22 protein-coding genes are annotated in these 23,665 nt (G+C 44.3%); 12 read left to right on the top strand and 10 right to left on the bottom strand.

From position 1 onward, the window contains the following. Positions 1-15: 15 nt before the first annotated feature. Positions 16-783, top strand: a complete 768-nt coding sequence (locus tag EAH55_RS04580) for a 3-keto-disaccharide hydrolase (RefSeq protein WP_121808636.1) — start codon at positions 16-18, stop codon at positions 781-783. A 63-nt stretch (positions 784-846) separates the two neighbouring features. Here the strand turns inward: EAH55_RS04580 and EAH55_RS04575 are convergent, their stop codons facing one another. Beyond that, positions 847-1,200, bottom strand: a complete 354-nt coding sequence (locus EAH55_RS04575; RefSeq protein WP_121808635.1) for an MmcQ/YjbR family DNA-binding protein — start codon at positions 1,198-1,200, stop codon at positions 847-849. Further along, positions 1,200-1,949, bottom strand: a complete 750-nt coding sequence (locus EAH55_RS04570) for a hypothetical protein (protein WP_162996741.1) — start codon at positions 1,947-1,949, stop codon at positions 1,200-1,202. The genes EAH55_RS04575 and EAH55_RS04570 overlap by 1 nt, the downstream gene beginning before the upstream one ends. Positions 1,950-2,027: 78 nt before the next feature. On the opposite strand from EAH55_RS04570, the gene pepT reads away from it, so the two are divergent. Both pepT and EAH55_RS04560 read left to right on the top strand, forming a co-directional pair. Beyond that, positions 2,028-3,278, top strand: coding sequence for a peptidase T (gene pepT / locus EAH55_RS04565; RefSeq protein ID WP_121808633.1), 1,251 nt, complete (start codon positions 2,028-2,030; stop codon positions 3,276-3,278). A 28-nt stretch (positions 3,279-3,306) separates the two neighbouring features. Next, positions 3,307-3,801, top strand: a complete 495-nt coding sequence (locus tag EAH55_RS04560; RefSeq protein WP_121808632.1) for a GNAT family N-acetyltransferase — start codon at positions 3,307-3,309, stop codon at positions 3,799-3,801. A 7-nt stretch (positions 3,802-3,808) separates the two neighbouring features. Here EAH55_RS04560 and EAH55_RS04555 read toward each other — a convergent pair whose 3' ends face one another. The 3 genes from EAH55_RS04555 to EAH55_RS04545 are packed head-to-tail and all read right to left on the bottom strand — an operon-like array spanning position 3,809 to position 5,100. Continuing rightward, positions 3,809-4,000 (bottom strand): hypothetical protein, encoded by a 192-nt coding sequence (locus tag EAH55_RS04555; RefSeq protein WP_121808631.1) that lies wholly within the window; start codon positions 3,998-4,000, stop codon positions 3,809-3,811. Beyond that, on the bottom strand, positions 3,990-4,568 hold the full coding sequence (locus tag EAH55_RS04550; RefSeq protein WP_121808630.1) for a zeta toxin family protein: 579 nt from the start codon (positions 4,566-4,568) through the stop codon (positions 3,990-3,992). The genes EAH55_RS04555 and EAH55_RS04550 overlap by 11 nt, the downstream gene beginning before the upstream one ends. A gap of 16 nt (positions 4,569-4,584) precedes the next feature. Beyond that, complete coding sequence (locus EAH55_RS04545; protein WP_121808629.1) at positions 4,585-5,100, bottom strand: GNAT family N-acetyltransferase; 516 nt, start codon at positions 5,098-5,100, stop codon at positions 4,585-4,587. A 70-nt stretch (positions 5,101-5,170) separates the two neighbouring features. Between EAH55_RS04545 and EAH55_RS04540 the strand changes: the two genes are divergently transcribed. After that, positions 5,171-7,531 (top strand): prolyl oligopeptidase family serine peptidase, encoded by a 2,361-nt coding sequence (locus EAH55_RS04540; RefSeq protein WP_121808628.1) that lies wholly within the window; start codon positions 5,171-5,173, stop codon positions 7,529-7,531. Between the two features lie 165 nt (positions 7,532-7,696). Here EAH55_RS04540 and EAH55_RS04535 read toward each other — a convergent pair whose 3' ends face one another. The 4 genes from EAH55_RS04535 to EAH55_RS04520 form a co-directional block, all read right to left on the bottom strand. Next, entirely contained in the window at positions 7,697-7,978 is a 282-nt protein-coding gene (locus tag EAH55_RS04535; protein WP_121808627.1) for a hypothetical protein, read from the bottom strand. After that, complete coding sequence (locus EAH55_RS04530; RefSeq protein WP_121808626.1) at positions 7,978-8,883, bottom strand: prohibitin family protein; 906 nt, start codon at positions 8,881-8,883, stop codon at positions 7,978-7,980. The genes EAH55_RS04535 and EAH55_RS04530 overlap by 1 nt, the downstream gene beginning before the upstream one ends. 191 nt (positions 8,884-9,074) lie before the next feature. Continuing rightward, complete coding sequence (locus EAH55_RS04525; RefSeq protein ID WP_121808625.1) at positions 9,075-9,290, bottom strand: DUF6358 family protein; 216 nt, start codon at positions 9,288-9,290, stop codon at positions 9,075-9,077. Between the two features lies 1 nt (position 9,291). Continuing rightward, entirely contained in the window at positions 9,292-9,606 is a 315-nt protein-coding gene (locus EAH55_RS04520; RefSeq protein ID WP_091208895.1) for a rhodanese-like domain-containing protein, read from the bottom strand. A gap of 116 nt (positions 9,607-9,722) precedes the next feature. Between EAH55_RS04520 and EAH55_RS04515 the strand changes: the two genes are divergently transcribed. Together EAH55_RS04515 and EAH55_RS04510 are read left to right on the top strand one after the other, a co-directional pair. Continuing rightward, a complete protein-coding gene (locus EAH55_RS04515) occupies positions 9,723-10,841 on the top strand; it encodes a DUF4407 domain-containing protein (protein ID WP_114939852.1) in 1,119 nt (372 codons plus the stop codon). Between the two features lie 481 nt (positions 10,842-11,322). Further along, positions 11,323-11,961 (top strand): DNA-3-methyladenine glycosylase family protein, encoded by a 639-nt coding sequence (locus tag EAH55_RS04510; protein WP_121808624.1) that lies wholly within the window; start codon positions 11,323-11,325, stop codon positions 11,959-11,961. 163 nt (positions 11,962-12,124) lie between these two features. Here EAH55_RS04510 and cphA read toward each other — a convergent pair whose 3' ends face one another. Then, positions 12,125-14,752, bottom strand: coding sequence for a cyanophycin synthetase (gene cphA / locus EAH55_RS04505; protein ID WP_121808623.1), 2,628 nt, complete (start codon positions 14,750-14,752; stop codon positions 12,125-12,127). Positions 14,753-14,920: 168 nt separating this feature from the next. On the opposite strand from cphA, the gene EAH55_RS04500 reads away from it, so the two are divergent. The 6 genes from EAH55_RS04500 to EAH55_RS04475 all read left to right on the top strand — a co-directional run bounded on the left by EAH55_RS04500 (position 14,921) and on the right by EAH55_RS04475 (position 23,645). Then, entirely contained in the window at positions 14,921-15,841 is a 921-nt protein-coding gene (locus tag EAH55_RS04500; RefSeq protein WP_112570868.1) for a cyanophycinase, read from the top strand. Between the two features lie 71 nt (positions 15,842-15,912). Further along, entirely contained in the window at positions 15,913-16,755 is an 843-nt protein-coding gene (locus EAH55_RS04495) for an isoaspartyl peptidase/L-asparaginase (RefSeq protein ID WP_112570870.1), read from the top strand. Between the two features lie 181 nt (positions 16,756-16,936). Beyond that, complete coding sequence (locus EAH55_RS04490; protein ID WP_121808622.1) at positions 16,937-17,566, top strand: tetratricopeptide repeat protein; 630 nt, start codon at positions 16,937-16,939, stop codon at positions 17,564-17,566. A gap of 189 nt (positions 17,567-17,755) precedes the next feature. Continuing rightward, positions 17,756-19,900 (top strand): carboxy terminal-processing peptidase, encoded by a 2,145-nt coding sequence (locus tag EAH55_RS04485; protein ID WP_121809028.1) that lies wholly within the window; start codon positions 17,756-17,758, stop codon positions 19,898-19,900. 307 nt (positions 19,901-20,207) lie between these two features. Beyond that, positions 20,208-21,137, top strand: coding sequence for an NAD(P)-dependent oxidoreductase (locus EAH55_RS04480; protein ID WP_121808621.1), 930 nt, complete (start codon positions 20,208-20,210; stop codon positions 21,135-21,137). Between the two features lie 234 nt (positions 21,138-21,371). Next, positions 21,372-23,645 (top strand): Tex family protein, encoded by a 2,274-nt coding sequence (locus EAH55_RS04475; protein ID WP_121808620.1) that lies wholly within the window; start codon positions 21,372-21,374, stop codon positions 23,643-23,645. Positions 23,646-23,665 lie beyond the last annotated feature (20 nt).

Genomic DNA, 23,665 nt, shown 5'->3' with positions numbered 1-23,665 from the left:
TTAAACATAGCACCAATGAACAAGTTATTTTTAATAGCACTAACAGCCATAGTCATAAGCGGCTGCCATTCATCTACACCAAAAAACTATAATAAGGACAGCACCGTTGTTGCTGATACCAATCAAAAAAAGGATAGTACAAATAGCATTGCATCGGGTTTTGAATCGTTGTTTGATGGCAAAACTACTGATGGCTGGCATGCTTACGGTAAACCGGCGCCTGGCTTAGCCTGGAAAGCAGAGGATGGCGTACTGCACCTTGATGCTTCAGAAAAAGGCGACTGGCAAACCAAAAATGGTGGTGACATGGTAAGCAATGGTGAATATGAAAACTTTGATCTGAAGCTGGAATGGAAGATCTCCAAAGGTGGCAACAGCGGTATCCTGTTTCATGTAAAAGAAGATACTACCAAATACAAGTACAGCTATTTTACCGGCCCCGAATGCCAGGTTGTTGATAATAAGGAAAACGAAGACGGCAAACTTATCAAACACCGCGCGGGTGATCTGTATGACCTCATCTCGATATCAAAAGAAGTAGTAAAACCTGCCGGCGAATGGAACCAGGTAGAGATAGTTTGCAACAACAGCAAGCTCGACTTCACCATAAACGGCGAACACGTGTTATCAACCACGCTTTGGGACGATCATTGGAAAAAACTGGTAGCAGGAAGCAAATTTAAAGAATGGCCAGATTTCGGCACATTTAAAACTGGTCATATCATATTGCAGGACCATGGCGCCGATGTTTGGTACAGGAATATTCAGATTAAAAAATTATAGGGTTTGAAGTATAAGACTTACGAAGTTTTAAAAACTTCGTAAGTCTGGATTAATAAATATCTTTTACAATGCTGCTATCTCTGCCTGCAGCTTTTTGGGCAAGCTTTTAACCACTTCATTGTAAGAGTGATCAATCATTTCGCAGAGTTGCTTACGGGTAAGGGAGCCGTTCATTTGCACAGTGTTCCACATCTTTTTGTTCATGTGGTAGCCTGGCTGTACTTCGGGATGGCGTTCGCGGAGTTCAACAGCCCATTCGGGGTCGCATTTAACGTTGAACCTGTCGCCTGTTTGCAAACCGGTTAACAAAAAGATCTTATCGGCAATTTTAAAAACAAGGGTATCCTCGCCAAACGGAAAGCCTTCGGTAGCCCCCGTTTTTTGTAAGCAATAATCACGCAGTTCTTCTATATTCATTACCTGAAATTTCTGACAAGCTTGGTATAAGATACCGTATTACCAAAATTATACTTGAAACCTATACTGTATTGAACAAACTGGTCGGGCGCGTTGTTTTTATATTTTTGAGGGTTGTCATTGTACCCATCAAGCCCTTCGCCAAAAGTATAACTATGCTGAACGCCAAGGGTTATGGTATACCCTACCTGATCGTAATCATCATAAATTTTAAATTCATAACCAAGACGCAGCGGAATCATCAGGTTAATGCTTTTGTCTTTACCCCTAAAACCTTCAAGCTCACCAATGGCCCCATTGTTTTCGTACCCCGGCGGGTTGGAACGCTGCACAAACGCCATCTTGTTTTTTATAGCGCCTATACCAGCGCCTATATAAAAGTTTTTAACTACGTTCAAAAAACCGCTGTTTTCATAGTCAATGATCTCCCCCATCTGCATATCGGCACGTAAGGCCAGCGCCAGGAAATTGTTTTTTGATTTACGGCCAAATTCGTCCTGCGCAGGGGTAAGGCCACCGCCCTCAAGGGTACCAAAATGAAAATCGAGCGCTATAGGTACATAAGGGCTATAGTTATAGGTTAGATTTAATGTACCGCCAGGGTGCCAAACCTGCTTTTTAAGGTCATCAAAACCGCGCGCGTAATTGACGCCGCCGCCAAAACCCCATTCATAATAATTGTAACCACTTTGGGCTTTTGCCATAACCACGGCACAAACCAAAACAAAAAGCAGAAAATATTTTTTCAATGTATAATTTTAATCAATATTTACAATTGGAGATGGTGTTTGCCGCCGCCTAAATTTGCACTAATATAAAAGCTTTATATGAATTTAAGTTCATTCATTAAGTTCACTGTTACCGAACGCTTCCTGCGTTACGTTACCATTGATACGCAATCTGACCCCTCTTCGGTTACATTTCCGTCAACAGAAAAGCAAAAAGATCTTGGTCGCCTGCTGGTTGATGAACTTCTGACCATCGGCGTAGCTGATGCGCATTTGGATGAATACGGTTATGTTTATGCAACCATCCCCTCCAATACGGATAAGCAGGTACCGGTGATCTGCTTCTGTTCGCACATGGATACCGCGCCCGATTGTAGCGGGAAGGGCGTAAAACCAATAGTACATAAAAACTACCAGGGGCAGGATTTAATATTGCCCGATGATACTACCCAGGTGATCCGCATGGCCGAATACGCCGACCTTAAAAACCAGGTAGGTAACGACGTGATAACTGCCAGCGGCACCACGCTGCTTGGCGCGGATAATAAAGCGGGCGTCGCTGAAATTATGGATGCCTGCTACCAGCTCATGAACAATCCCGAAATTAAACACGGCGATATCCGGATCCTGTTTACACCGGATGAAGAGGTTGGCCATGGTGTTGACCATGTGGATATTGCCAAGCTTGGTGCTTTTGCCGGTTATACTATGGATGGCGAGAGCGCGGGCAATATGGAAAACGAAACATTTTCGGCAGATGGCGCGCGGCTTACTATTAACGGTGTAAGCTCGCACCCCGGCTTTGCCAAAGGAAAAATGGAAAGCGCCATTAAAATTGCCGGGCAAATTATAGCTGCGCTGCCCGATGATCTTTCGCCGGAGCATACTGAAGCAATGCAAGGCTTTGTACATCCGGTAGGGATAGAAGGCCATGTAGAAACCGCCTTTGTTGATTTTATCATCCGTGATTTTGACGAAGCTAAACTTGCAGATCATGTAGAGGTTATTCGACAAACAGCAACTGAAGTATTGAAGAAATTTCCGGGCTCTACGTTCGATATAGCCGTTAGTCAGCAATACCGCAATATGAAGGGCGTACTTGATCAGCACCCGCAAATTGTGGATTATGCTATGGAGGCCATCAATCGTGCAGGTTTAACCGCCAAATTGTGCAGCATCCGTGGCGGTACCGATGGTTCAAGGTTATCATTTATGGGATTGCCCTGCCCTAATATCTTTGCCGGGGAGCATGCTTTCCACAGCAGGCACGAGTGGGTATCCGTTCAGGATATGCAAAAAGCGGTTGAAACCATTTTGCACCTGTGTATGATCTGGGAGGAAAAAAGTTAGTATTAACAACACGCAACTAAATTTGAAGATGTATACAATACGTACGGCCACAGTTAAGGATGTGGAAACCATCCGCAATATTGCCGATAAAACCTGGTGGGTAACCTATAGCCCTATTCTTGAGCGCGAACAGATAGCTTTTATGTTGGGTGAGATCTATTCGGCAGAAAAAATAACCAAACAGGTTAAAGAAAACCAGCAAACTTTTCTCCTGCTGGAAGAGGAGGGCCGACCGGTTGCTTTCGCAGCCTATTCGCCCCGCGAAGAAGATCCTGAGATCTACAAACTGCACAAGCTATACTGCCTGCCCGAAACTCAGGGCAAAGGTTACGGAAAAGTACTGATTAACGAGGTGGCCCAAAAAACCAAAGACGCAGGCAAGCAAACACTGGAACTTAACGTGAACAGGTATAATAACGCCAAGTCGTTTTATGAAAAGATGGGATTTACTATAGCCTATGAAGAAGATATCGCTATCGGGGATTATTGGATGAACGATTATGTAATGCGGAAGGAACTGTAGGCGGCTATTATTTGGCGGGAAGGGTTTTCAAAAGTTCTTTAGCAGGTACGGCTTTGAAACTGCCATCCTTCTCGCCAATGATAAGGCTTTCGTTGTTTGCAGCAGCGGCCTCAACCAATTTACGATTTGCCCGTTTCATGCCTTCAAGCACTTTTGCCTCAAAGTCATCCATATCCCCCTTTTTTACTTTAGTTGTCATTTGCCTGATCTAAAATTACCTTCCAAACATCGGATTTTATTATTGTTTTTTCCGACGAATTAAAACCTCTTACCACTACTTGAGGGCCGGTATTCATGTTATTTATCACGAACCACCTATCACAAAGTGGTATATACAAATATACCAAATTTCTTATACCCCGGTAATATCTCCGCTCTATGACATCAGCAGGAATATTATGACCGCCTTTACTCAATCGCTTAGCTACTCGTTCCATTGCCATCTGCGGAGAACTTAACCAAAAAAACAATAAAGTAACCTCGTATCCTTTTTGTTGAGCTTTCTTAACCAAAGAAACATAACTCCGCGTTGAAAGTGTAGTTTCAAAAGCGAAATCAACGTCTCTATCCAGTAACTCGTCAATTCGCTGCAACATGATCCGTCCGGCTTCAAATGCAACGCTTTCCGGATTGAAGGGGGATAGTCCTGCCGCAATGTTATCTGCGTTCACAAACTCGTTGCAGTTAAGCAACTCAGGCAAAACGGTGTAGCTTGCCGTGGTTTTGCCTGCGCCATTGCAGCCTGCTATGATGTACAAATTAGGCATCCTGAGAGTTTAATTATTAATCCCTAAAAATAGCATACATATGCTTATCCATAACTTCGCCGTTTTTAATGATCGATTTTCGTAGCACAGCCTCTTTTATATAACCAGCTTTTTCAAGCACTTTCATTGATGCCCCGTTTTTATCGTATACCCCGGCCTCAATACGTTCCAGCGGGAAATATTCAAATGCATAAGCGGTTACCAGTTTTAATGCCGCAGTAGTGATGCCTTTGCCCCAATGCCCTTCTCCGAGCCAGTAACCTATTTCAGCGGCAATGCGGCTTACATCGGTCATCAGTTCAATACCTATCCCACCACACGCTTCGCCGTTAACGATGATGGCAAAGCTGGTTAAGGGCTGTTGATCTTTTACCATGTTCACCCAAAACAAGGCATCGTCGAGGGTATACGGATAAGGAAACCTGTCGCGCAAAAAAGCCGATACTTTCGCGTTGTCTGCATGTCTTTGCAGTGATATTTCATCTCCACGTTGCCAGGCCCTCAATAAAAATCCGTTACCCTGTAGTTCCATTTTGTAACAATAAAATGCTTAAAAATAGCAATCATTGGCTAAACTGCTAAATTGCATATTTTATTAAGATATGAAAAAACTGCTAAGCTTATTGTTCCTGATCCCGGCAACGGGTGCTTTTGCCCAAAAACTGGATACCCTTACCATCGAAAAAATCATGCGCGATCCTAAATGGATCGGCGTATCGCCCTCCAATATCCGTTGGAGCAACGATAGTAAAAAGATCTATTTTAAATGGGATGATGATGCTTCCGGCGACACAAGGCTATATTCTGTTATTCCGGGTGATAACCGTGTGCAGAAGGTTAGCATCGCGGAGCAGCGGGAACTGGCATCTGGCAACGGCGAGTGGAACAAAAAACACAACCAAAAAGTATTCAGTAAAAACGGCGATTTGTTTTTGTACGATGTAAAAAGCAATAAAACCGTCCGTTTAACCAATACCGTAGGCCAGGAAGACAGCCCGGTTTTTAGTGGTGATGAAACAAAGATCATTTATAAAGAAGACAATAACCTTTTCTCCCTGAACCTGAACGGAGGCGGCCTTGTGCAACTTACCAATTTTGTTCGCGCGGCAAGCGATAAAAAAAGTAAAGATAAGCTCAACGAACAAGAACAATGGCTCAAAAAGCAACAATTGGAGTTGTTTGATATCATTAAAAAAGAAGCGAAGGACGACAAAAAAGATTCCACCGAAACTGCGCTACTTAAACCTGACAAGTTAAAAGAAATAGCTTTTGGCGATAAAAGATTAGGTGCTGTACAAATCAGTCCGGATGGCAGGTTTATCACCTACCGCCTTACCAAACGGGCAGATGGCGTTCAAAATGCCATTGTGCCTAACTATGTTACTGCTTCAGGTTTTACCGAGGATATTCCGAACCGGTCAAAGGTTGGTCGCCCGTCATCAACTTCTGAAACTTTTATTTATGATAAGCGCCGCGAGGCCGTGTACCCGGTGATTACATCAGACATCCCCGGCATCAAAGACCTGCCCGATTATTTAAAAGATTATCCCGAAGAGTTAAAAGCCCGCCAAAAGGAAAACGCCGACAGGCCGCTGAACGTTGACGGCGTTTTGTGGAACCAAAGCGGCAGCAACGCGGTTATAATTATATCCGCACAGGATAACAAAGATTGCTGGATCATGCGCCTTGACCCGGTAAGCGGCAAGCTAAGCCTGCTCGACCGTCAGCGCGACGAGGCCTGGATTGGTGGTCCCGGGATTGATGATCCGGGGAATGCCGGCTTTATTGACGATACCCACTTTTACTACCAGAGCGAAGCCAGCGGCTATTCACATATTTATGAGGTTGACGTAACCAGTGGCGCTAAAAAACAACTTACCAGCGGCAAATGGGAGGTACAAACTTTGCAGCTAAGCCAGGATAAAAAGACGTTTTACTTTACGGCCAATATCGATCATCCGGGGATAACGCATTTCTACAGCATTCCGGTTAATGGCGGTACTCCGGTTAAAATTACCAGTATGAAAGGTGGCAACGAGGTTACCCTTTCGCCCGATGAAAAATGGCTGGCCATCCGGTATTCTTACTCAAACCGCCCCTGGGAGTTATATATCCAGGCTAATAAGCCCGGAGCTAAAGCAGTAAAAATAACCAACTCGGTTTCAGCCGAATACCTGTCATACCCATGGCGCGATCCTGAGATCATCAGCTTTAAAAACCGTTACGGTACCGATGTTTATGCCCGGTTATATCAACCTAAAAAAGCCGATCCGTCAAAACCGGCCGTTGTTTTTGTACATGGTGCGGGATACCTGCAAAACGTTACCTACTCGTGGAGTTACTATTTCCGTGAATATATGTTCAACAACATGCTGGCCGACAATGGCTATACTGTAATGGATATTGATTATACCGCAAGTTCGGGTTATGGCCGCGATTTCCGTACCGGTATATATCGCCACATGGGTGGTAAAGATCTTACCGACCAGGTAGATGGCGTAAAGCTGTTGGTGGATAAATACGGCGTTAATCCTAAGCATATTGGCCTGTACGGAGGTTCATACGGTGGCTTTATTACGCTGATGGGCATGTTTACCGAACCGGATGTTTTCGCGGCGGGCGGCGCTATCCGCTCCGTTACCGACTGGGCTCACTACAATCATGAGTATACATCAAATATCCTTAATGAGCCTTTTACCGATGAGCAGGCTTACCGCAAAAGTTCGCCCATTTACTTTGCCAACGGATTAAAAGGCAACCTGCTGATGTTACATGGCATGATAGACCAAAACGTAAACTACCAGGATATCATTCGCCTCACCCAAAAACTGATAGAACTACATAAAGAAAACTGGGAGCTGGCTTCATACCCCATAGAAGATCACGGTTTTGAACAACCAAGCAGCTGGGCCGATGAGTATAAACGGATCTATAAATTATTTGAAGGGACATTGAAGAAGTAGAGATAAAACAATAAACATGTCATTGCGAGGAAGCAATCGCATGATTTACAGGGCGGATTTGCGCACGTGCGGTTGCCACGCTATCGCTCGCAATGACATTTTTTTTTGCTCTTAGCAAAGATCCAGACTTACGAAGTTTTGAAAACTTCGTAAGTCTTTCTGGCCTCAGGTCATTAATACAACAAGCGGGGCGGCCAGTATAATCAATGCTATAACATGTACTACCACTGGCCATACGTAAGCTTTGTCCTGTTTTATTAACCTGTAAAGATCACGGCAAAGAAAAAACAGACAGCCAATAACCACCGCTAAATGCAAGTAAAAACCCGGATGTATCTTTTCTGAGGAAGCAGGCATAAATACACTTGAAATAAAGATTGCCGCTATGGCCAATACATAAATGACGATGAGAACACCGGTACGCGGTTTCTTTTTCTGATTATTCATTACTTATCACTCAACATAATAGGATTTCCTTTCCCTCCGCCAATAATGATCACTTTGGCGTTTGGCGAAAGGGCTATTTCTTTTTGAGCCTTTATAGCTTCGTATTGTAATTGTTTATCTGATAGGCCTGTCGAAAGGATGCGCTGGTAATCAGCAATACCCTGTGCTTCTACACGTTTACGCTCAGCTTCCTGACGCTCTTTTTGCAATACAAACTCCATTTTCTGCGCGTCCTGCTCGGCATTGATCTTTGATTCGATACTGGCCCGAACCGAGGCTGGTAAGGTAATGTTACGCACCAGGATCTGCTGCAGTTCCAGTCCACGCTTTTCAAAACTGGCCGTGATGTAACGGTTAATTTTATCCTGAAACTCCTGTCGCTTGGTCGAATACAGATCAACAGCCGCATAGGCAACAGCATTATCACGAATGGCGGTGCGCGAAACCGGGCGGACTATCTTATCTACATAATTTACGCCGATGTTTTGCATAATGTAAGGCGTTTTCTCGGGTTTCACTTTATAAAGTACCGATAGATCGATAGTAACCTCCAACCCATCCGAAGAAAGCACACGAATGGCATCATCCCCTTCCTTCTGGCCCTCGTTATTTACAGCGCTCATGGTATAGGTTTGCGTCTGGATATCAAAGGTTGTGATCTCGACAACCGGGTTTACAATATGCAAACCGCTTTCAAGTACATGGTCCTGCACTTTGCCAAATAGCGCCTGCACACCTACCTTGCCCGGCTCAATAACCTTGAAAACATTAAGTAATAAGCCAAGCACCACCATGGCTATACCCACCGCGGTTACCACACCATTAAAGCGGCCGGCCGGTTCAGGCGAACGTTTGAGCACTATACCCACAATGAGTACAATAACTCCTAATACTGCTATAAACATGCAATGAAGTTAAGCTTTTTTTACATGCTGCAAGCTTATTGTAAAAGAATGATTTTTAGGGGGATTAAGTACCAGAAAGGCACAAGTTATCCGGTGCTCAAAGCCTCCACACAAAACTTGCGCCAGAGGAGATAATAGGAGGATTATTAAAGAAGACTTACGAAGTTTTGAAAACTTCGTAAGTCTGTTGTTTACTTCGCACTTTTACCTTTTTTACTTTGGGAGGCTTCCTGGGTTTCTTTAACCTGTTTCAAAAGCCTTAGCTTCATGAAAATCACAATTACACCAACAATCATGGCTCCTGCCATTACCGGGTAATTGTGGGTGGTAAACATTTTATAAGCTACAATAAAGCACAATGCCACACCCATGGTGTAAAGTACATTGAGCACTAATTTAAAGCCCATTTTAGTATACGTTTAATTCGGGGTCAATTTCGGCTTGCCACGCAAGGATTCCGCCTCTTAAGTTTGACAGGTTGGTAAAACCAAGCTGTTCCAGCTGCATGATGGCAGCCGCGCTGCGTTTACCGCTGCGGCACATTACCACTACCGGTTTATCTTTGCTAATCTTTTCAGATTCAATCACTACGCCGCCAAGCGGTATAAGTTGTCCGCCAAGGTTTGAAGTTTCGTATTCAAAATCTTCCCTAACATCAATCAGTTGAAAATCTTCGCCTTTGTCAATTTTCTCTTTTAGTTCCTGTACGGTTATCTCGTTCATGTTAAATGTAATTATAATTCAAAGGTAGTTTTTTTCTTAATCAAATATTTAGGCTTGTTATTTGTAACAATCAAAGTGTATGAGCGTTTCATATATGTTTACACAATAATTACTTAATGAAAAAAGTTACACGCTTTTTCTGGTTCTGTTCAGGAGCACATATCGATACCCTAAAAAAGTACCCCATTGAGCATAATAAGTATGTTGGTATTGGGGCCACTATATTTTTCACCGCTTTGTTCGCGGCCTTATCTGGTGGCTATGCCATGTACTTTGTTTTTAATGGCGATGCCTTTGCTGTAGGCTTTGCTATACTATTTGGCTTGCTATGGGGAACGGCCATTTTTAACATGGATCGCTACATTGTATCCAGCATCAATAAAGAAGGTACAACCAACCAGCAGATCTTGCAGGCTTCGCCGCGTATTCTATTGGCTATCATGATTGGGGTTGTGATATCTCGTCCGCTTGAACTTAAGATCTTTGACAAGGAGATCCGCCAGAAACTTAAAACCGCCTATTTAAAAGGCCAGCGCAGCAAAATCGACACGCTTGAGAAAACATACATGCAGAAGTATGCTATGGAGCTGGGCAAAAACACCGACCTGAAAAAGGAAAAGGACTCATTAGAACGGGATATCAACCGCTCACGTTATCAACTTAACCAGGAAGTTTTTGGTGATAAAACCAACCAAACCTCTGGCATAACCGGGTATGGTACTTACGCCAAGCAAAAACAAGGTGTACTGGAGGAAAAGGAAGCCCGCCTTAAAACTGTTACAGATAACCTGGGGCAAATGGATCAGTACCTGAGTGCCCGTAAGGATTATGAAGGGCTAAACAGCACGCGCTTATTTACCGAGCATCAGTTGGATAGCCTGGCCAGCATTGCAGGTTTCTCCGACCGTAACTGGGCATTAGGTCAGCTAACCTATACGGAAAACGGCAAGCGTGACCTGGACACCTATCTGGCTATCTCGTTTATTGGCTACCTATTTATCTTGTTTGAATGTTTGCCGGTATTTGTAAAGCTCATGTCGCCGAAGGGGCCTTATGATACGGCTATCGCCAAAACGGCCGAGGCCAATATTCATTACGCCGAACGGGACAAAGAACGGGACATGGCCGTTACCGACAATATTTATGATCATAACCTGGATACGGATATCCAGCGGCGAAAAAAGATCATCAGCTCACAATCTGATTATGATTTTGAGCGGCATAGCTATGAGTAAACCATGCGCTTTTTTGTAGAGGCGCGTAATTAATTTGTTAAAAAGCGCAGGAATTGCGCGGTTCCCCTCTTGAGAGCAGGGCTGTTTCATTCTAAAATATATAACGCAAGTTCAAGCGTCTTTCGCTTGAATTATAACCAAAGTAAGCGTCCACGCTTACGTCTATGACGTATTACAGGAGCGTGGACGCTCAATTAAGGCTAACGATCAAGCGTAGACGCTTAATCGTGCGAGTTTTTAAGAACTCAATATTAGAATGCAACACCCCTGCTCTTGAGAGGGGTGGAGGGGTGTGTTTCTGTACGCAGTTTATTGAATGATGCAGAAACACACCCCTGCTCTCGCACAAAACCGTCACGCCCCCTCTCAAGAGGGAATTTTAAAAACCTTTCCAATAATTATCTCCGGGAGACGCGTCTCTACGTTAATTTTTTGCAATTCCCAACCCAATCCCTCATCTTGCACAACATATCATCAACCTATGTTTGAGCAATTTTCCCATTCAAACTTTCATGCAATTTGCGATAAGCTGGCAGCTAATGATCCGGATTTAGCGCAGATCATTCAAAATCACGGTTATCCGCCATTATGGTCGCGGCCAAACAGTTTTGAAACCCTGGTACACATCATATTGGAGCAGCAGGTATCATTAGCTTCGGCATTATCTGCCTTAAATAAACTCCGCGAACGGGTACAGCAAATTACCCCAACAAGGATATTGCTGCTAACCGATGAGGAATTCCGGGCCTGTTATGTAAGCCGTCAAAAAACTGTTTATATAAAATATCTTGCTGAAGCCATTGTAAACGGGCAGATCAACCTTGCCGAAATGGAACAAATGCCCGACGACATTATCCGCGCCAAACTAACAGCGCTTAAAGGTATCGGCAACTGGACAACAGATGTATACCTCATGTTTGTACTGCAGCATACCGATGTTTTCCCCATTGGTGACCTTGCCGCCGTAAACGCGCTTAAGCGGGTAAAGAGCCTGCCAAAAGAAACCAACAAAGAAGAATTGCTATCGCTAACCGAGCAGTGGAAACCATACCGAACAGTGGCAGCAATGATTTTGTGGCATTATTATCTATCGGCGCCGCGCAAGTCCCTAAAAGAGTAAAAAAAATTGTCATTTCGAACGAGGAACGAGGAGAAATCTTATACGTCCCGGTGAGCCGCATGCGAAGCTGCCTTAACAGGACGTATAAGATTTCTCTTTCGCCCCGGCGCCTATTCCCTCCCTGCTCTATCGAAATGACAATTTTTTATATTAATATCAATCATTACACATTAAACAACCCATTCCGTTCCTGCTCCTGGTAATCCTGAACAGTTTCGATGGCATTATCTACCACATCACTCAATGCGGTAATGAATGATCCCGGGCGGGCCAGGCTCATAGCATGTTTAATGGCATCTACCTCCTTAGGCACAACCTCTACTCCTTTTTCCGGATCTATAGAATAGATACCCTCTTTGAGCAGACCGATAATATTTTCGGCGGTGCGGCCGCGCAGGTGTTTTTCCTGGCGCAGGATAATGTAATCAAACATACCTGCCGAAATTTTACCCAATTCGCGGATGTCTTCATCGCGCCTATCGCCGGTACCGGCTATGATACCTATCTTAAGCGGCGAATCGATATGTTTTAAAAACTCGCTTACGCCATTGTAGCCATCCGGGTTATGCGCAAAATCAATCATGAAACGGAAATCTTTAAACTCAAAAATATTCATACGGCCAGGCGTTTGTGAGGCCGATGGAATAAAGGTTTCAAGCGAGATCTTGATATCCTCCGTTTTAAATCCCCATAAAAATGTAGCCAGTGTTGCGGCAAGCACATTCTCAATCATAAACGGCACGGTACCACCAAAGGTTAACGGAATGAGAATGGTACGCTGTACGCGGATCTTCCAGTCGCCTTTTAAAATGGTGATGAAGCCATTTTCGCAGATGGCGGCAATCCCTCCTTTTTTGCAATGCGATTTAATGATAGGGTTGTTTTCGTTCCGGCTGAAATAAGCGATATTACATTCGGCCTTTTTGCCAATGCGTACGCAATATTCGTTATCGGCATTCAAAACGCCCCATCCATCTTTTTTTACCGAATTAATCACAACGCTTTTTACCCGCATCAAATCTTCAAGACTATGAATATCTTGTAAACCAAGGTGATCTTCCTGGATATTGGTAATCACACCGATATCACACTGGTTAAAGCCTAAACCCGAACGCAGGATACCGCCGCGGGCAGTTTCCAATACGGCAAAATCAACCGTTGGGTCTTTCAAAATAAACTCAGCACTCACCGGCCCGGTAGTATCGCCCTTCAGCATCATGTTGTTTTGCACGTAAATACCGTCGGACGTGGTAAAGCCCACCCGGTGGCCGTTGTTTTTTACAATATGCGCTATTAAGCGGGTGGTAGTGGTTTTGCCGTTTGTACCGGTAATAGATATGATAGGCACCCTGGCCGATTTGCCTGCCGGATAAAGCATATCAATCACATGGCCTGCCACGTTGCGCGGCAAACCCTCACTTGGCGCAATGTGCATCCTGAAGCCCGGAGCGGCATTAACTTCCAGTATTACACCTCCGGTATCCGTAAGTGGCTCTGTAAGGTTTTTAGCCATGATATCGATACCGCAAATATCCAGACCGATGATCTTGGAGATCCGTTCGCAAATAAAAATGTTTTGCGGGTGCACATGGTCGGTAACATCAACAGAAGTACCGCCCGTGCTCAGGTTAGCGGTTGATTTCACATAAACTACCTCATCTTTTTCAGGAATGGTTTCAAGCGTATAACCTTTCTTTTCCAACAGGTCGAGCGTATCGCGGTCAACAGAGATTTCTGTAAGCACATTTTCATGCCCGTAACCACGACGCGGGTCGGTATTTTCCAGATCGATCAGCTCCTGAATGTTTAGTTTACCATCGCCCGTAACATTGGCCGGTTTACGTAGCGCGGCAGCAACCATTTTGTTATCTATCACCAATACCCTGAAATCGAACCCGGTAACGTAGCGCTCTACAATTACGCGGCGCGATATTTTAGCTGCGTGTTCATAAGCCTCTATCGCTTCCTCCTCGGTTTTTACATTGATAGAGATGCCCCGGCCATGGTTACCGTCAAGTGGTTTAAACACCAGCGGAAAGCCAACTTTCCGGATAGCATCGGGCACTCCTGAAACTGAAGATATAGTTACACCTTTAGCAACCGGTATAGCCTGTTCCTGCAGCAGGCGTTTGGTTTCTTCCTTGTTGCTGGCAATATCAACGGCAATGCTGCTGGTTTTTTCGGTCATGGTGGCGCGGAAACGTACCTGGTTTTTGCCATAACCCAATTGCACTAACGATTGGTTGTTAAGCCTGATCCAGGGGATGTCCCTTGAAATAGCCTCTTCTACAATTGAACCGGTGCTTGGCCCTAAACGCGTATTCTCCCTGATTTCGCGCATTTGCTGAATATCGGCTTCCAGGCTATAATCTTCGCCTTTTATCAGCGCTTCGGCAATGCGCACGGCCGATTCGGCAGCAAAAACACCTACTTTTTCTTCCAGGTAGGCAAATACTACATTGTATACGCCTTTAGTTTTGGTTTCGCGGGTACGGCCAAAGCCGGTATCCATGCCGGCAAGGGTTTGTATTTCAAGGGCGATATGTTCAATAACATGGCCCATCCAGGTGCCGGCCATAACACGCTGAAAAAAGCCTCCGGGTACGCCGGGCGAACAGCGATGGCTGTAGAGCGATGGCAGTAATTTTTCGAGTCGCTCATAAAACCCGTCAATTTCATTAGTGGGGCGGTGTTCCATCTCCTGCAAATCAAGCCGCATTTGTATTAATTTTTTGCGCCTGATGCTCCAAATATTTGGTCCGCGTAAAACCTGGATGTTTTCAATGTTCATAAAGTAGTGGCCGTTTTTTTCTTATAAAATTTCCCTTAAAGCTATAGAAACATAACAGATCAATAAAGTTTTTGATGACGAAATCCATTATTTATTATTAGTTCCTGTGTTTCTGCTGCTTTTTGTCGTAATTTGTATATAGTTATATTAAGATAGTGTGAAATAATCATGATTGTCCCGAAAGGTAAGCTAATAATTATAGGTGGAGCGGTTGATATGGGGAGTAATGTTACCCTACAAGAGCACATTTTGCAGCCGGATTATATCAAGTTCTTTGAACAAGGCATATTAAGGCGCATTATTAACGAGTCGGCTAAGCACGAGGGCTCAAAAATTGAGGTAATAACTACCGCGTCGCAAATCCCCGAGCTTGTTGGCCAGGAATATATCAAGGCGTTTGGCCAGCTTAATGTTACCAATGTTGATGTACTGCACATCAAAACCCGTGAAGATGCCGCGAAGAAGGAATACTTAGACAGGATCCGCAAAGCCGATGTGGTTATGTTTAGCGGAGGCGATCAACTAAGGCTTACGGCCATTTTTGGTGGCACAGAGTTTTTGCAGATCCTGAAACAACGTTATCAAAAAGAAAACTTTGTAATAGCCGGAACTTCGGCAGGCGCGGCGGCAGCATCAACACACATGATCTACCGCGGGCAAAGCAACGAAGCCCTTGTTAAAGGCGAGGTACAAATAACCGCCGGGCTTGGCTTTATCGACTCGGTAATTGTTGATACACACTTTGTACAACGCGGTCGTATCGGCCGGTTAATGTACGCCGTAGCAACCAATCCCGGTATTTTAGGGATAGGTTTGGGCGAGGACACCGGTTTGCTCATAACCGAGGGGTATATGATGGAAGCCATTGGTTCGGGCCTTATTATTTTGGTTGATGGCCGCAACATTGTGTCGACCAATATATACGACGTAGAACTTGGTTCGCCAATCTCCATCGAGAACCTGAGGGTGCACGTCATGTCGATATTTGATAAATACGACCTGGTGCAGCACCGTTTAATCATAAAAAAGAACATGAAGGTTGAAGAAGGTGTTTTTATACAGGCACCGGGAAGCAAACTTTTACAATAATTTACGCTGCATAAAGTTTTTATAGATACCCTGGCCTTATTTATGCAGGTACATCTACTTAATTTATAATTATGAAAATAATTATTCACGGCGGTTTTTTTAGTGAATCGCTTACCAACCAGGAAGTAAAGCTGGCCAAGCAGGAGGCCCTGAACGGCATTGTGCAATTAGGATATAACTACCTGCAACACCATACAGCTGCAGAAACTGTAGTATATACAGTACGTTTGCTTGAAGACTGCGAGCTTTTTAATGCAGGCACCGGTTCACAGATCCAGAGCGATGGCAAAATACGCCTGAGCGCTTCTCTTATGGATGGCAAAACCCAGCGCTTTTCGGGCGTTATCAACATTGAGGATGTTAAAAACCCTATCTGTGTAGCTGAAAAACTTCAAGCCTATGATGATCGTGTATTGAGCGGTAAAGGAGCATGTGATTTTGCTATCGAAAACGGACATAAATACTATAATCCCGAAATCCCACAGCGCCGTCGTGAGTATGAACAAAAGCTCAGCGACTCAATAAGGCTTGGTACTGTAGGCTGCGTAGCACTGGATGTGCATGGCAACCTGGCTGCCGCCACCAGCACCGGAGGTAAAGGATTTGAAATACCTGGTCGTGTAAGTGATTCGGCAACTACAGCGGGCAACTACGCCAATGAGTTTGCCGGCGTTTCATGTACCGGCGTAGGCGAGGATATTGTAAGCGGATCAGTAGCTGTTAAAATTGTTACACGCGTAACCGATGGCATGGCACTCATGGCCGCTACCGAAAAAACCCTCGACGAAATGAAGCCTTATGACGGCTTTGCCGGTGTGATAGGCATTACTACCGATGGGCAGATATATCACTCAGACACACACCCTTACATGGTTTGGGCCCTGCATGACGGCGACGTGGAAGTATTTAACTAAAACCTAAATTTATTTTTTCCGTAGAAAGGTACAAATTCAACATTTGTAAAATAACAGTGATAATTAAGTGTTTATGTAGCTGTTACTTTTTACAGGTATTGTTTTGCCGTTAACAAATAATTACATTTGTTAAGCTGATTAATTTTAAATTATACAGTTTAAACCCAGGAAAAAAGATTAGATGAGATATTTCCTACTTATTATTTTATGCGCTATCGGGTTCAATGCGTCTGCGCAATGGTATTATAAACCGTTCAATAAGCGTGCCCGGTACCCGCAAATGGCCTATGCGCAAAGTCATTCCATTAAAAGGCTGCCTCCCCCAACTGTTGCTAAAGTAAAAATTCCACCAACCACTATTGAGCATACGCCATATGTAATGGCTATGATCGAGGAATCGGTGATGAGAACAGCTCAGCACAATATGCGTTTCCATGTATACAACGCCGCCAGTTACAACTTTAGTGATTTGGCACAGATGTATATGAAACAAAGCCGCCTGGCCGAAGCAAAATGGTTCCTGCTGCAAAGTATTACCATATCGCGCCAGCAAAATGACGACAGGCACACCATAGCTAACCTGCTTGATCTTGCCGCGGTAAAAGCCGATTACGGCGATTATGCACAGGCCAAACAGGACCTGGCCGAAGCGCGCCAGTTGGCTGTGTCGCGCGGTTTAACTTATGATCTGGCCCTGGTTGAGAAAAAAACGCGCTATTTACAGGACAATAAGTTTAAAACACCACACTCCGAAACGCGTTTTGCAGAAACTGCAGATGCCGGTACCATTGCTAAACCTGTTAACAAATAGTAATTTTTTGTAACAAAATGGTAAAATGGTGTTGCCCACATACTTTTAGTAAAACATAATCGTATTATTGTTATTAGTAATTAAGAGACAGCATTTTGACTGTCTCTTTTTTATTTTACATTAGCAAACTAATAATAGGCACAAGTATTGATGTTTTACACCAACCCCGATTTAACTACAGTAAAAGATATGTTTAAGAAAGTATATTTGTTATTGGTGCTGGGCGCTGCCCTCGCCTGTAAAGCATCCCCATCCAAACCGGTTAAAGTAGCAGGTTCAAATGATTTACAGCCCGATGAACAGCAAAGCGTTGTTTGTAAGCAGGTAGCAGCATTGATATCCAACTATAACTACAAAAAAGTACCGCTTAATGATTCGGTTTCTGCCGTAATCTACGATCGTTATATCAAATCACTTGATGAAAACCACAGCTACTTTTTAGCATCAGATATTAAGGATTTTGAAAAATATAAAACCGTACTTGATGATGATATTAAAGCAGGTAACCTTGCCGATGCTTTTTACATCTTCAACGTTTTTCAGAAAAGATATATTGAGCACGTAAAATTTTCGCTTGCGCAGATCAACAAAAACTTCGATTTCAACAAAACTGAGACCTTTGTTTACGATCGTGATAAATTGCCATGGATAGCTACCCAAACCGATATGGATGCCATGTGGACCCAGCGTGTTAAATATGATCTGCTGAACCTGAAACTGGCCAGCGCGGATATGGCTAAAAATAAAGAAACGCTTAAAAAACGTTACGAAAACCTGTTGACCCAAACCAACAAGCTATCTAACCAGGATGTTTTCCAGTACTTCATGGATGCCTTTACTGAGGCTATCGATCCGCACACTAACTACTTTAACCCATCAAACGCGGCTAATTTCAATATTGAAATGTCACGTCAGGTTGAAGGTATCGGTGCTTCACTGCAGGTTGAAAACGAGTACGTAACCATTAAAACCATTGTAGCAGGCGGTCCTGCCGATAAAAGCCACCAGATAAGCGTTGATGACCGTATTGTTGCGGTGGCACAAGGTAAAACCGGCGAATTTCAGAACGTGGTAGGCTGGCGTGTTGATAATGCCATCGCTATTATTCGCGGTACTAAAGGTACTACGGTAAGGCTTGAGATATTACCTGCCGGTGTAAACGCTTCTGCTAAACCAAAAGTTGTTGAAATGGTACGCGAGAAAATCATCCTGAAAGACCAATCGGCCAAAAAGGAGATCCGTACTTATAACAGCAATGGTAAAACAGTTAAGATAGGTGTAATATCTATCCCTGCGTTCTATATCGATTTTAACGATTACAAAGCAGGCAATCCTAACTACAAAAGCACCACGCACGATGTTAAGGCCATCCTTGACTCTTTGAAGAAAGAAAACGTTGACGGCCTCGTGATCGATCTTCGTGAAAACGGAGGCGGTTCATTAATGGAAGCCATTGAGCTTACCGGCCTTTTCATTAAAACCGGCCCTGTGGTACAGGTGCGTGATACTAAAGACCAGGTTGAAATTGATAAAGACGAAGATCCGGATATTACTTATAGCGGTCCTATGGCTGTACTGGTCGACCGTTTCAGCGCTTCGGCTTCCGAGATTTTCTCCGGTGCTATACAGGACTACGGTCGCGGTTTGATATTGGGTACCCAAACTTATGGTAAAGGTTCTGTACAAAGTGCCATTGACCTTGACAGGGTGATAGGTTCTTCATTGCGTGATAAAATTGCAGGTGTAGTTGGTGGTGGTAAAAAAACTACTTCAACCGGCAGCCAGAGCACTTATGGCCAGCTTAACCTTACTATAGCTAAGTTCTATCGTATCAGCGGTAACTCAACGCAGCATAAAGGTGTAACGCCTGATATCTCATTCCCATCGGTTATTCCGTTGGATAAATACGGTGAAGATACAGAGCCGTCAGCAATGCCTTTTGATGTGATTGCCAAAACCGATTACACCAAAACCGGCGATTTCACCGGTGTGCTGCCACAGCTTAAAAAACTGCATGATCAGCGTATGAGCAGCAGCGACAGCTACAAATATTTGCTTGAAGATATCGCCGATTTCAAAAAGCATGATGCTGATGACAGTATCTCGTTAAAAGAATCTGATCTGAAAAAACAACGTGACGACGACGAGCAAAAATCATTTGATCGTAACAACCTGCGCCGTGTGGCTTTAGGTTTACCAGCCCTTAAAAAAGGACAAACCAAACCTAAAAACGAAGATCTTGACTTTGTTAAACGCGAAGCCGGCCAAATCATGACCGACTATATCAGCCTTGACAATAAATTTACCAGCGTTGGCTCACAACCGGCTAACTAAGTAAAGTCTTAATATTATTAAAAGGCCCGGCATCGAAAGATGCCGGGCCTTTTTGTTAGTCTGTGTCCATCACGTCATTGCGAGACACGAAGTAATCCCCGATTTACAGAGCGGATTTGCATAGCCTCTCTGCTTCTTGGGGATTACTTCGTGTCTCGCAATGACGCTTGTTTAATTTGATTACTTAATTTCGTCCGAATCAACTGTCAAATATATCCCCAACGTAAAAATCACCAATCCTTATAAAAGCCTGTCGGCTAATACCCTTGCATTTTGTAAATTTGGCCTCTTATAAAATAGATACAAGTTGAAAAATAATATCCTTATTGTTGATGATGTGCATGCCATATTTATGGAGATGGCCGAAGCTAAAGGTTACACCTGCGATTACCGTCCGCTGATTAAGGTTGACGAAGCGATGCAAATCATAGGCGATTATGCCGGTCTGGTGATCCGTTCAAAATTCAGGGTGGATAAAGCTGTACTTGATGCCGCCACCAGCCTGCAGTTTATAGCCCGTGCCGGCGCAGGTATGGATAATATTGATGAAGGCTATGCCATTCAAAAAGGAATAACCCTCATTAATGCTCCCGAAGGTAACTCGGACGCGGTAGGTGAACATGCCATAGGTTTGCTGCTGTCATTAATGAATAACCTGAACCGTGGTGATGCCGAAATTCGTGACGGCAAATGGCTGCGTGAAGCTAACCGCGGCTATGAGCTTAAAGGCAAAACAGTAGGTATTATAGGTTACGGCCACATGGGCAGCAGCTTTGCCCGTAAACTTTCGGGCTTCCAGGTAAATGTTATAGCCTATGATAAGTATAAAACCGGCTTCAGCGATAAATATGCCCGCGAAGTAAGCATGGAAGAAATTGTTAAGCATAGCGATGTACTAAGTCTTCATATCCCGCTAACTACCGAAACCAACGGACTGGTTGATGATGAGTACCTGTTCCACTTTAAAAAACCGATATTTTTCCTGAACACGTCGCGCGGAAAAACTGCTAAAGTAAGCGCTGTGTTAAATGCGATACGCGAAGGCAAAATATTAGGCGCCGGTTTAGATGTGCTTGAGGTTGAAAAATTCCCCGCCCTTGCCGAGCAGCCATGGTTTGAAGAATTAAGACAAAGCGGCAAGGTATTGTTAAGCCCGCACGTTGCCGGCTGGACATTTGATTCATACCGGAAAATCAGCGAAGTAATGGCTGAGAAACTGGTTGATTTGAAGGGATAAGTTTGAACCTTGATTTATAGGATTTGAGGATTGCCATGAATTATGCGTTGTCTGAACTCGAATTAAACGAATTTTAAGAATTTATCAAATCTACATAGCATTCTGTTAATCCTTTAATTCCAAAAATTCGGGTTCAGACAAATATCAGCCAATCAAAATCTTTCAACCCATTGTTAACAATCTTTTTTTGAATTGTAAGCCTATTCCCTCAACTTCGCAGTCCGAATTTTGATTATGAGTATTCATTATAAAATAATAGCTGCAGAGCTTTCTGTAGCCGAAAAGCAGGTTACCGCTACGGTAGGTCTGCTTGATGAAGGAGCCACTGTTCCGTTCATTTCCCGTTACCGTAAAGAGCTTACCGGCAGTTTGGATGAGGTACAGGTAGCCGCCATCCGTGACCGTGTACAGCAACTGCGCGAACTGGATAAACGCCGCGAGGCCATCCTGAAATCGCTTACAGACCTGGGCAAATTAACGCCCGAGTTGGAGAAGCAGATCAACGAAGCCGAAACCATGGTTACGTTGGAAGATATCTATCTTCCTTACCGCCCTAAACGCAAAACCCGCGCTACAGCGGCCCGCGAAAAAGGCCTGCAGCCACTTGCCGATGTGCTATTAGCGCAAAACAATATCGACCCTGAACTGATTGCCGCCGAGTACATCAGCGATGAAAAAGGCGTTGCCAGCGTTGAAGAAGCTTTGGCGGGTGCAAGGGATATCATTGCCGAAACCGTTGCCGAAAATGCCGAAGTACGTACCAAGATCCGTGAGCTTTTTGTGGAGAAAGGCACCTTTGCATCACGCGTAGTTGAAGGTAAAGAAGAAGCAGGCATTAAATACAAAGACTACTTTGAATGGACAGAGCCCGTTAAATCAGCTCCATCGCACCGGATACTGGCTATGCGCCGTGGTGAAAAAGAAGAGATCCTGTGGCTTGATCTGAAACCTGAGGAAGATGACGCATTGGAGATCCTGGAAAATTCTGTTATCAAAGCCAACAACCAGGCTTCAGGGCAGGTTCGTTTAGCGGTAACCGATGGCTATAAGCGCCTGCTGAAACCATCGATGGAAACAGAGGTACGCCTGCTTACCAAAAAGAAAGCCGACGAAGAGGCTATCCATGTATTTGCCGAAAACGCCCGTCAATTGTTACTTGCTGCTCCGCTTGGTCAGAAAAGAACAATGGCTCTTGATCCTGGCTTCCGTACAGGCTGTAAATTGGTTTGTTTGGATGAGCAGGGCAAGTTACTTGAAAATACTACCATTTACCCGCATACAGGCGCCGGTCAGGCGCGCGAGGCCGAAAAAACAGTACAGCACCTGTTCCAAAAATATAATATCGAAGCCATTGCTATCGGTAACGGTACAGCAGGCCGCGAAACCGAAGTTTTTGTGCGCAACCTGAATTTAGCAGGCGCAACCATTGTAATGGTAAATGAAAGTGGTGCTTCTATCTACTCGGCATCGGAAGTTGCAAGGGAAGAGTTTCCTGATTATGATGTTACCGTTAGGGGAGCCGTATCAATCGGTCGCCGTTTGATGGACCCATTGGCTGAGTTGGTAAAGATCGATCCGAAATCAATTGGTGTGGGCCAGTACCAGCATGATGTTGACCAGAACAAGCTGCAAACCTCGTTAGATGACACTGTGATCAGCGCGGTGAACGCGGTAGGTGTTGAGCTTAACACAGCTTCAAAACAGATCCTGGCTTATGTATCGGGCCTTGGACCACAATTGGCACAAAACATTGTTGAGTACCGTAACCAAAACGGCGCCTTTAAACGCCGTGAGCAGTTGAAGAAAGTTCCGCGTTTGGGTGATAAGGCATTTGAGCAGGCAGCAGGTTTCCTTCGCATCCATAATGCCGAAAACCCGCTTGATACCAGCGCGGTTCACCCTGAGCGTTATGGCTTGCTGGAGCAGATGGCTACTGATATGAAATGTACGGTAAAAGACCTGATGGGCAATCCAACATTACGTAAAAGCATCCCGCTGCAAAAATATGTTTCCGAAACAGTTGGCTTACCAACTCTGAACGATATCATGGCCGAGCTTGCCAAACCGGGCCGCGACCCACGTGAGCAGTTTGAAGCATTTAGCTTTACCGATGGTATCAACGCCATTGGCGATCTGAAAGTTGGCATGAAGTTGCCGGGCATTGTTACCAACATTACCGCTTTCGGAGCTTTTGTTGATATCGGTGTTCACCAGGACGGCCTTGTTCACCTGAGCCAGATCACCAACCGTTACATTAAAGACCCTAACGAGGTACTTAAAGTACATCAAAAGGTTGAGGTAACCGTTACCGAGGTTGACGTGAACCGCAAGCGTATTGCCCTATCCATGAAAGAGAACGATAAGAGCGAGCCAAACAACCAGCGCCGTAACGACGACCGTCGCCCGCAAGGTAATAACAAGCCAAACTTTAATAAAAGGGTGGAGAAGGAGCCGGAAACGGATATGGCTTTAAAACTGGCTGCTTTAAAGGGTAAGTTTAAATTGTAATTTAAAGCAGCATAATCTAA

Source organism: Mucilaginibacter kameinonensis (assembly GCF_003675385.1).
GTDB lineage: Bacteria > Bacteroidota > Bacteroidia > Sphingobacteriales > Sphingobacteriaceae > Mucilaginibacter > Mucilaginibacter kameinonensis.
This window is presented reverse-complemented; position numbering and strand designations above follow the sequence as displayed.

Coding starts and splice junctions, on each gene's coding strand:
- EAH55_RS04580 (WP_121808636.1), top strand. CDS start 16: ATGAACAAGTTATTTTTAATAGCACTAACAGCCATAGTCATAAGCGGC.
- EAH55_RS04575 (WP_121808635.1), bottom strand. CDS start 1,200: ATGAATATAGAAGAACTGCGTGATTATTGCTTACAAAAAACGGGGGCT.
- pepT (WP_121808633.1), top strand. CDS start 2,028: ATGAATTTAAGTTCATTCATTAAGTTCACTGTTACCGAACGCTTCCTG.
- EAH55_RS04560 (WP_121808632.1), top strand. CDS start 3,307: ATGTATACAATACGTACGGCCACAGTTAAGGATGTGGAAACCATCCGC.
- EAH55_RS04555 (WP_121808631.1), bottom strand. CDS start 4,000: ATGACAACTAAAGTAAAAAAGGGGGATATGGATGACTTTGAGGCAAAA.
- EAH55_RS04550 (WP_121808630.1), bottom strand. CDS start 4,568: ATGCCTAATTTGTACATCATAGCAGGCTGCAATGGCGCAGGCAAAACC.
- EAH55_RS04545 (WP_121808629.1), bottom strand. CDS start 5,100: ATGGAACTACAGGGTAACGGATTTTTATTGAGGGCCTGGCAACGTGGA.
- EAH55_RS04540 (WP_121808628.1), top strand. CDS start 5,171: ATGAAAAAACTGCTAAGCTTATTGTTCCTGATCCCGGCAACGGGTGCT.
- EAH55_RS04535 (WP_121808627.1), bottom strand. CDS start 7,978: ATGAATAATCAGAAAAAGAAACCGCGTACCGGTGTTCTCATCGTCATT.
- EAH55_RS04530 (WP_121808626.1), bottom strand. CDS start 8,883: ATGTTTATAGCAGTATTAGGAGTTATTGTACTCATTGTGGGTATAGTG.
- EAH55_RS04525 (WP_121808625.1), bottom strand. CDS start 9,290: ATGGGCTTTAAATTAGTGCTCAATGTACTTTACACCATGGGTGTGGCA.
- EAH55_RS04520 (WP_091208895.1), bottom strand. CDS start 9,606: ATGAACGAGATAACCGTACAGGAACTAAAAGAGAAAATTGACAAAGGC.
- EAH55_RS04515 (WP_114939852.1), top strand. CDS start 9,723: ATGAAAAAAGTTACACGCTTTTTCTGGTTCTGTTCAGGAGCACATATC.
- EAH55_RS04510 (WP_121808624.1), top strand. CDS start 11,323: ATGTTTGAGCAATTTTCCCATTCAAACTTTCATGCAATTTGCGATAAG.
- cphA (WP_121808623.1), bottom strand. CDS start 14,752: ATGAACATTGAAAACATCCAGGTTTTACGCGGACCAAATATTTGGAGC.
- EAH55_RS04500 (WP_112570868.1), top strand. CDS start 14,921: ATGATTGTCCCGAAAGGTAAGCTAATAATTATAGGTGGAGCGGTTGAT.
- EAH55_RS04495 (WP_112570870.1), top strand. CDS start 15,913: ATGAAAATAATTATTCACGGCGGTTTTTTTAGTGAATCGCTTACCAAC.
- EAH55_RS04490 (WP_121808622.1), top strand. CDS start 16,937: ATGAGATATTTCCTACTTATTATTTTATGCGCTATCGGGTTCAATGCG.
- EAH55_RS04485 (WP_121809028.1), top strand. CDS start 17,756: ATGTTTAAGAAAGTATATTTGTTATTGGTGCTGGGCGCTGCCCTCGCC.
- EAH55_RS04475 (WP_121808620.1), top strand. CDS start 21,372: ATGAGTATTCATTATAAAATAATAGCTGCAGAGCTTTCTGTAGCCGAA.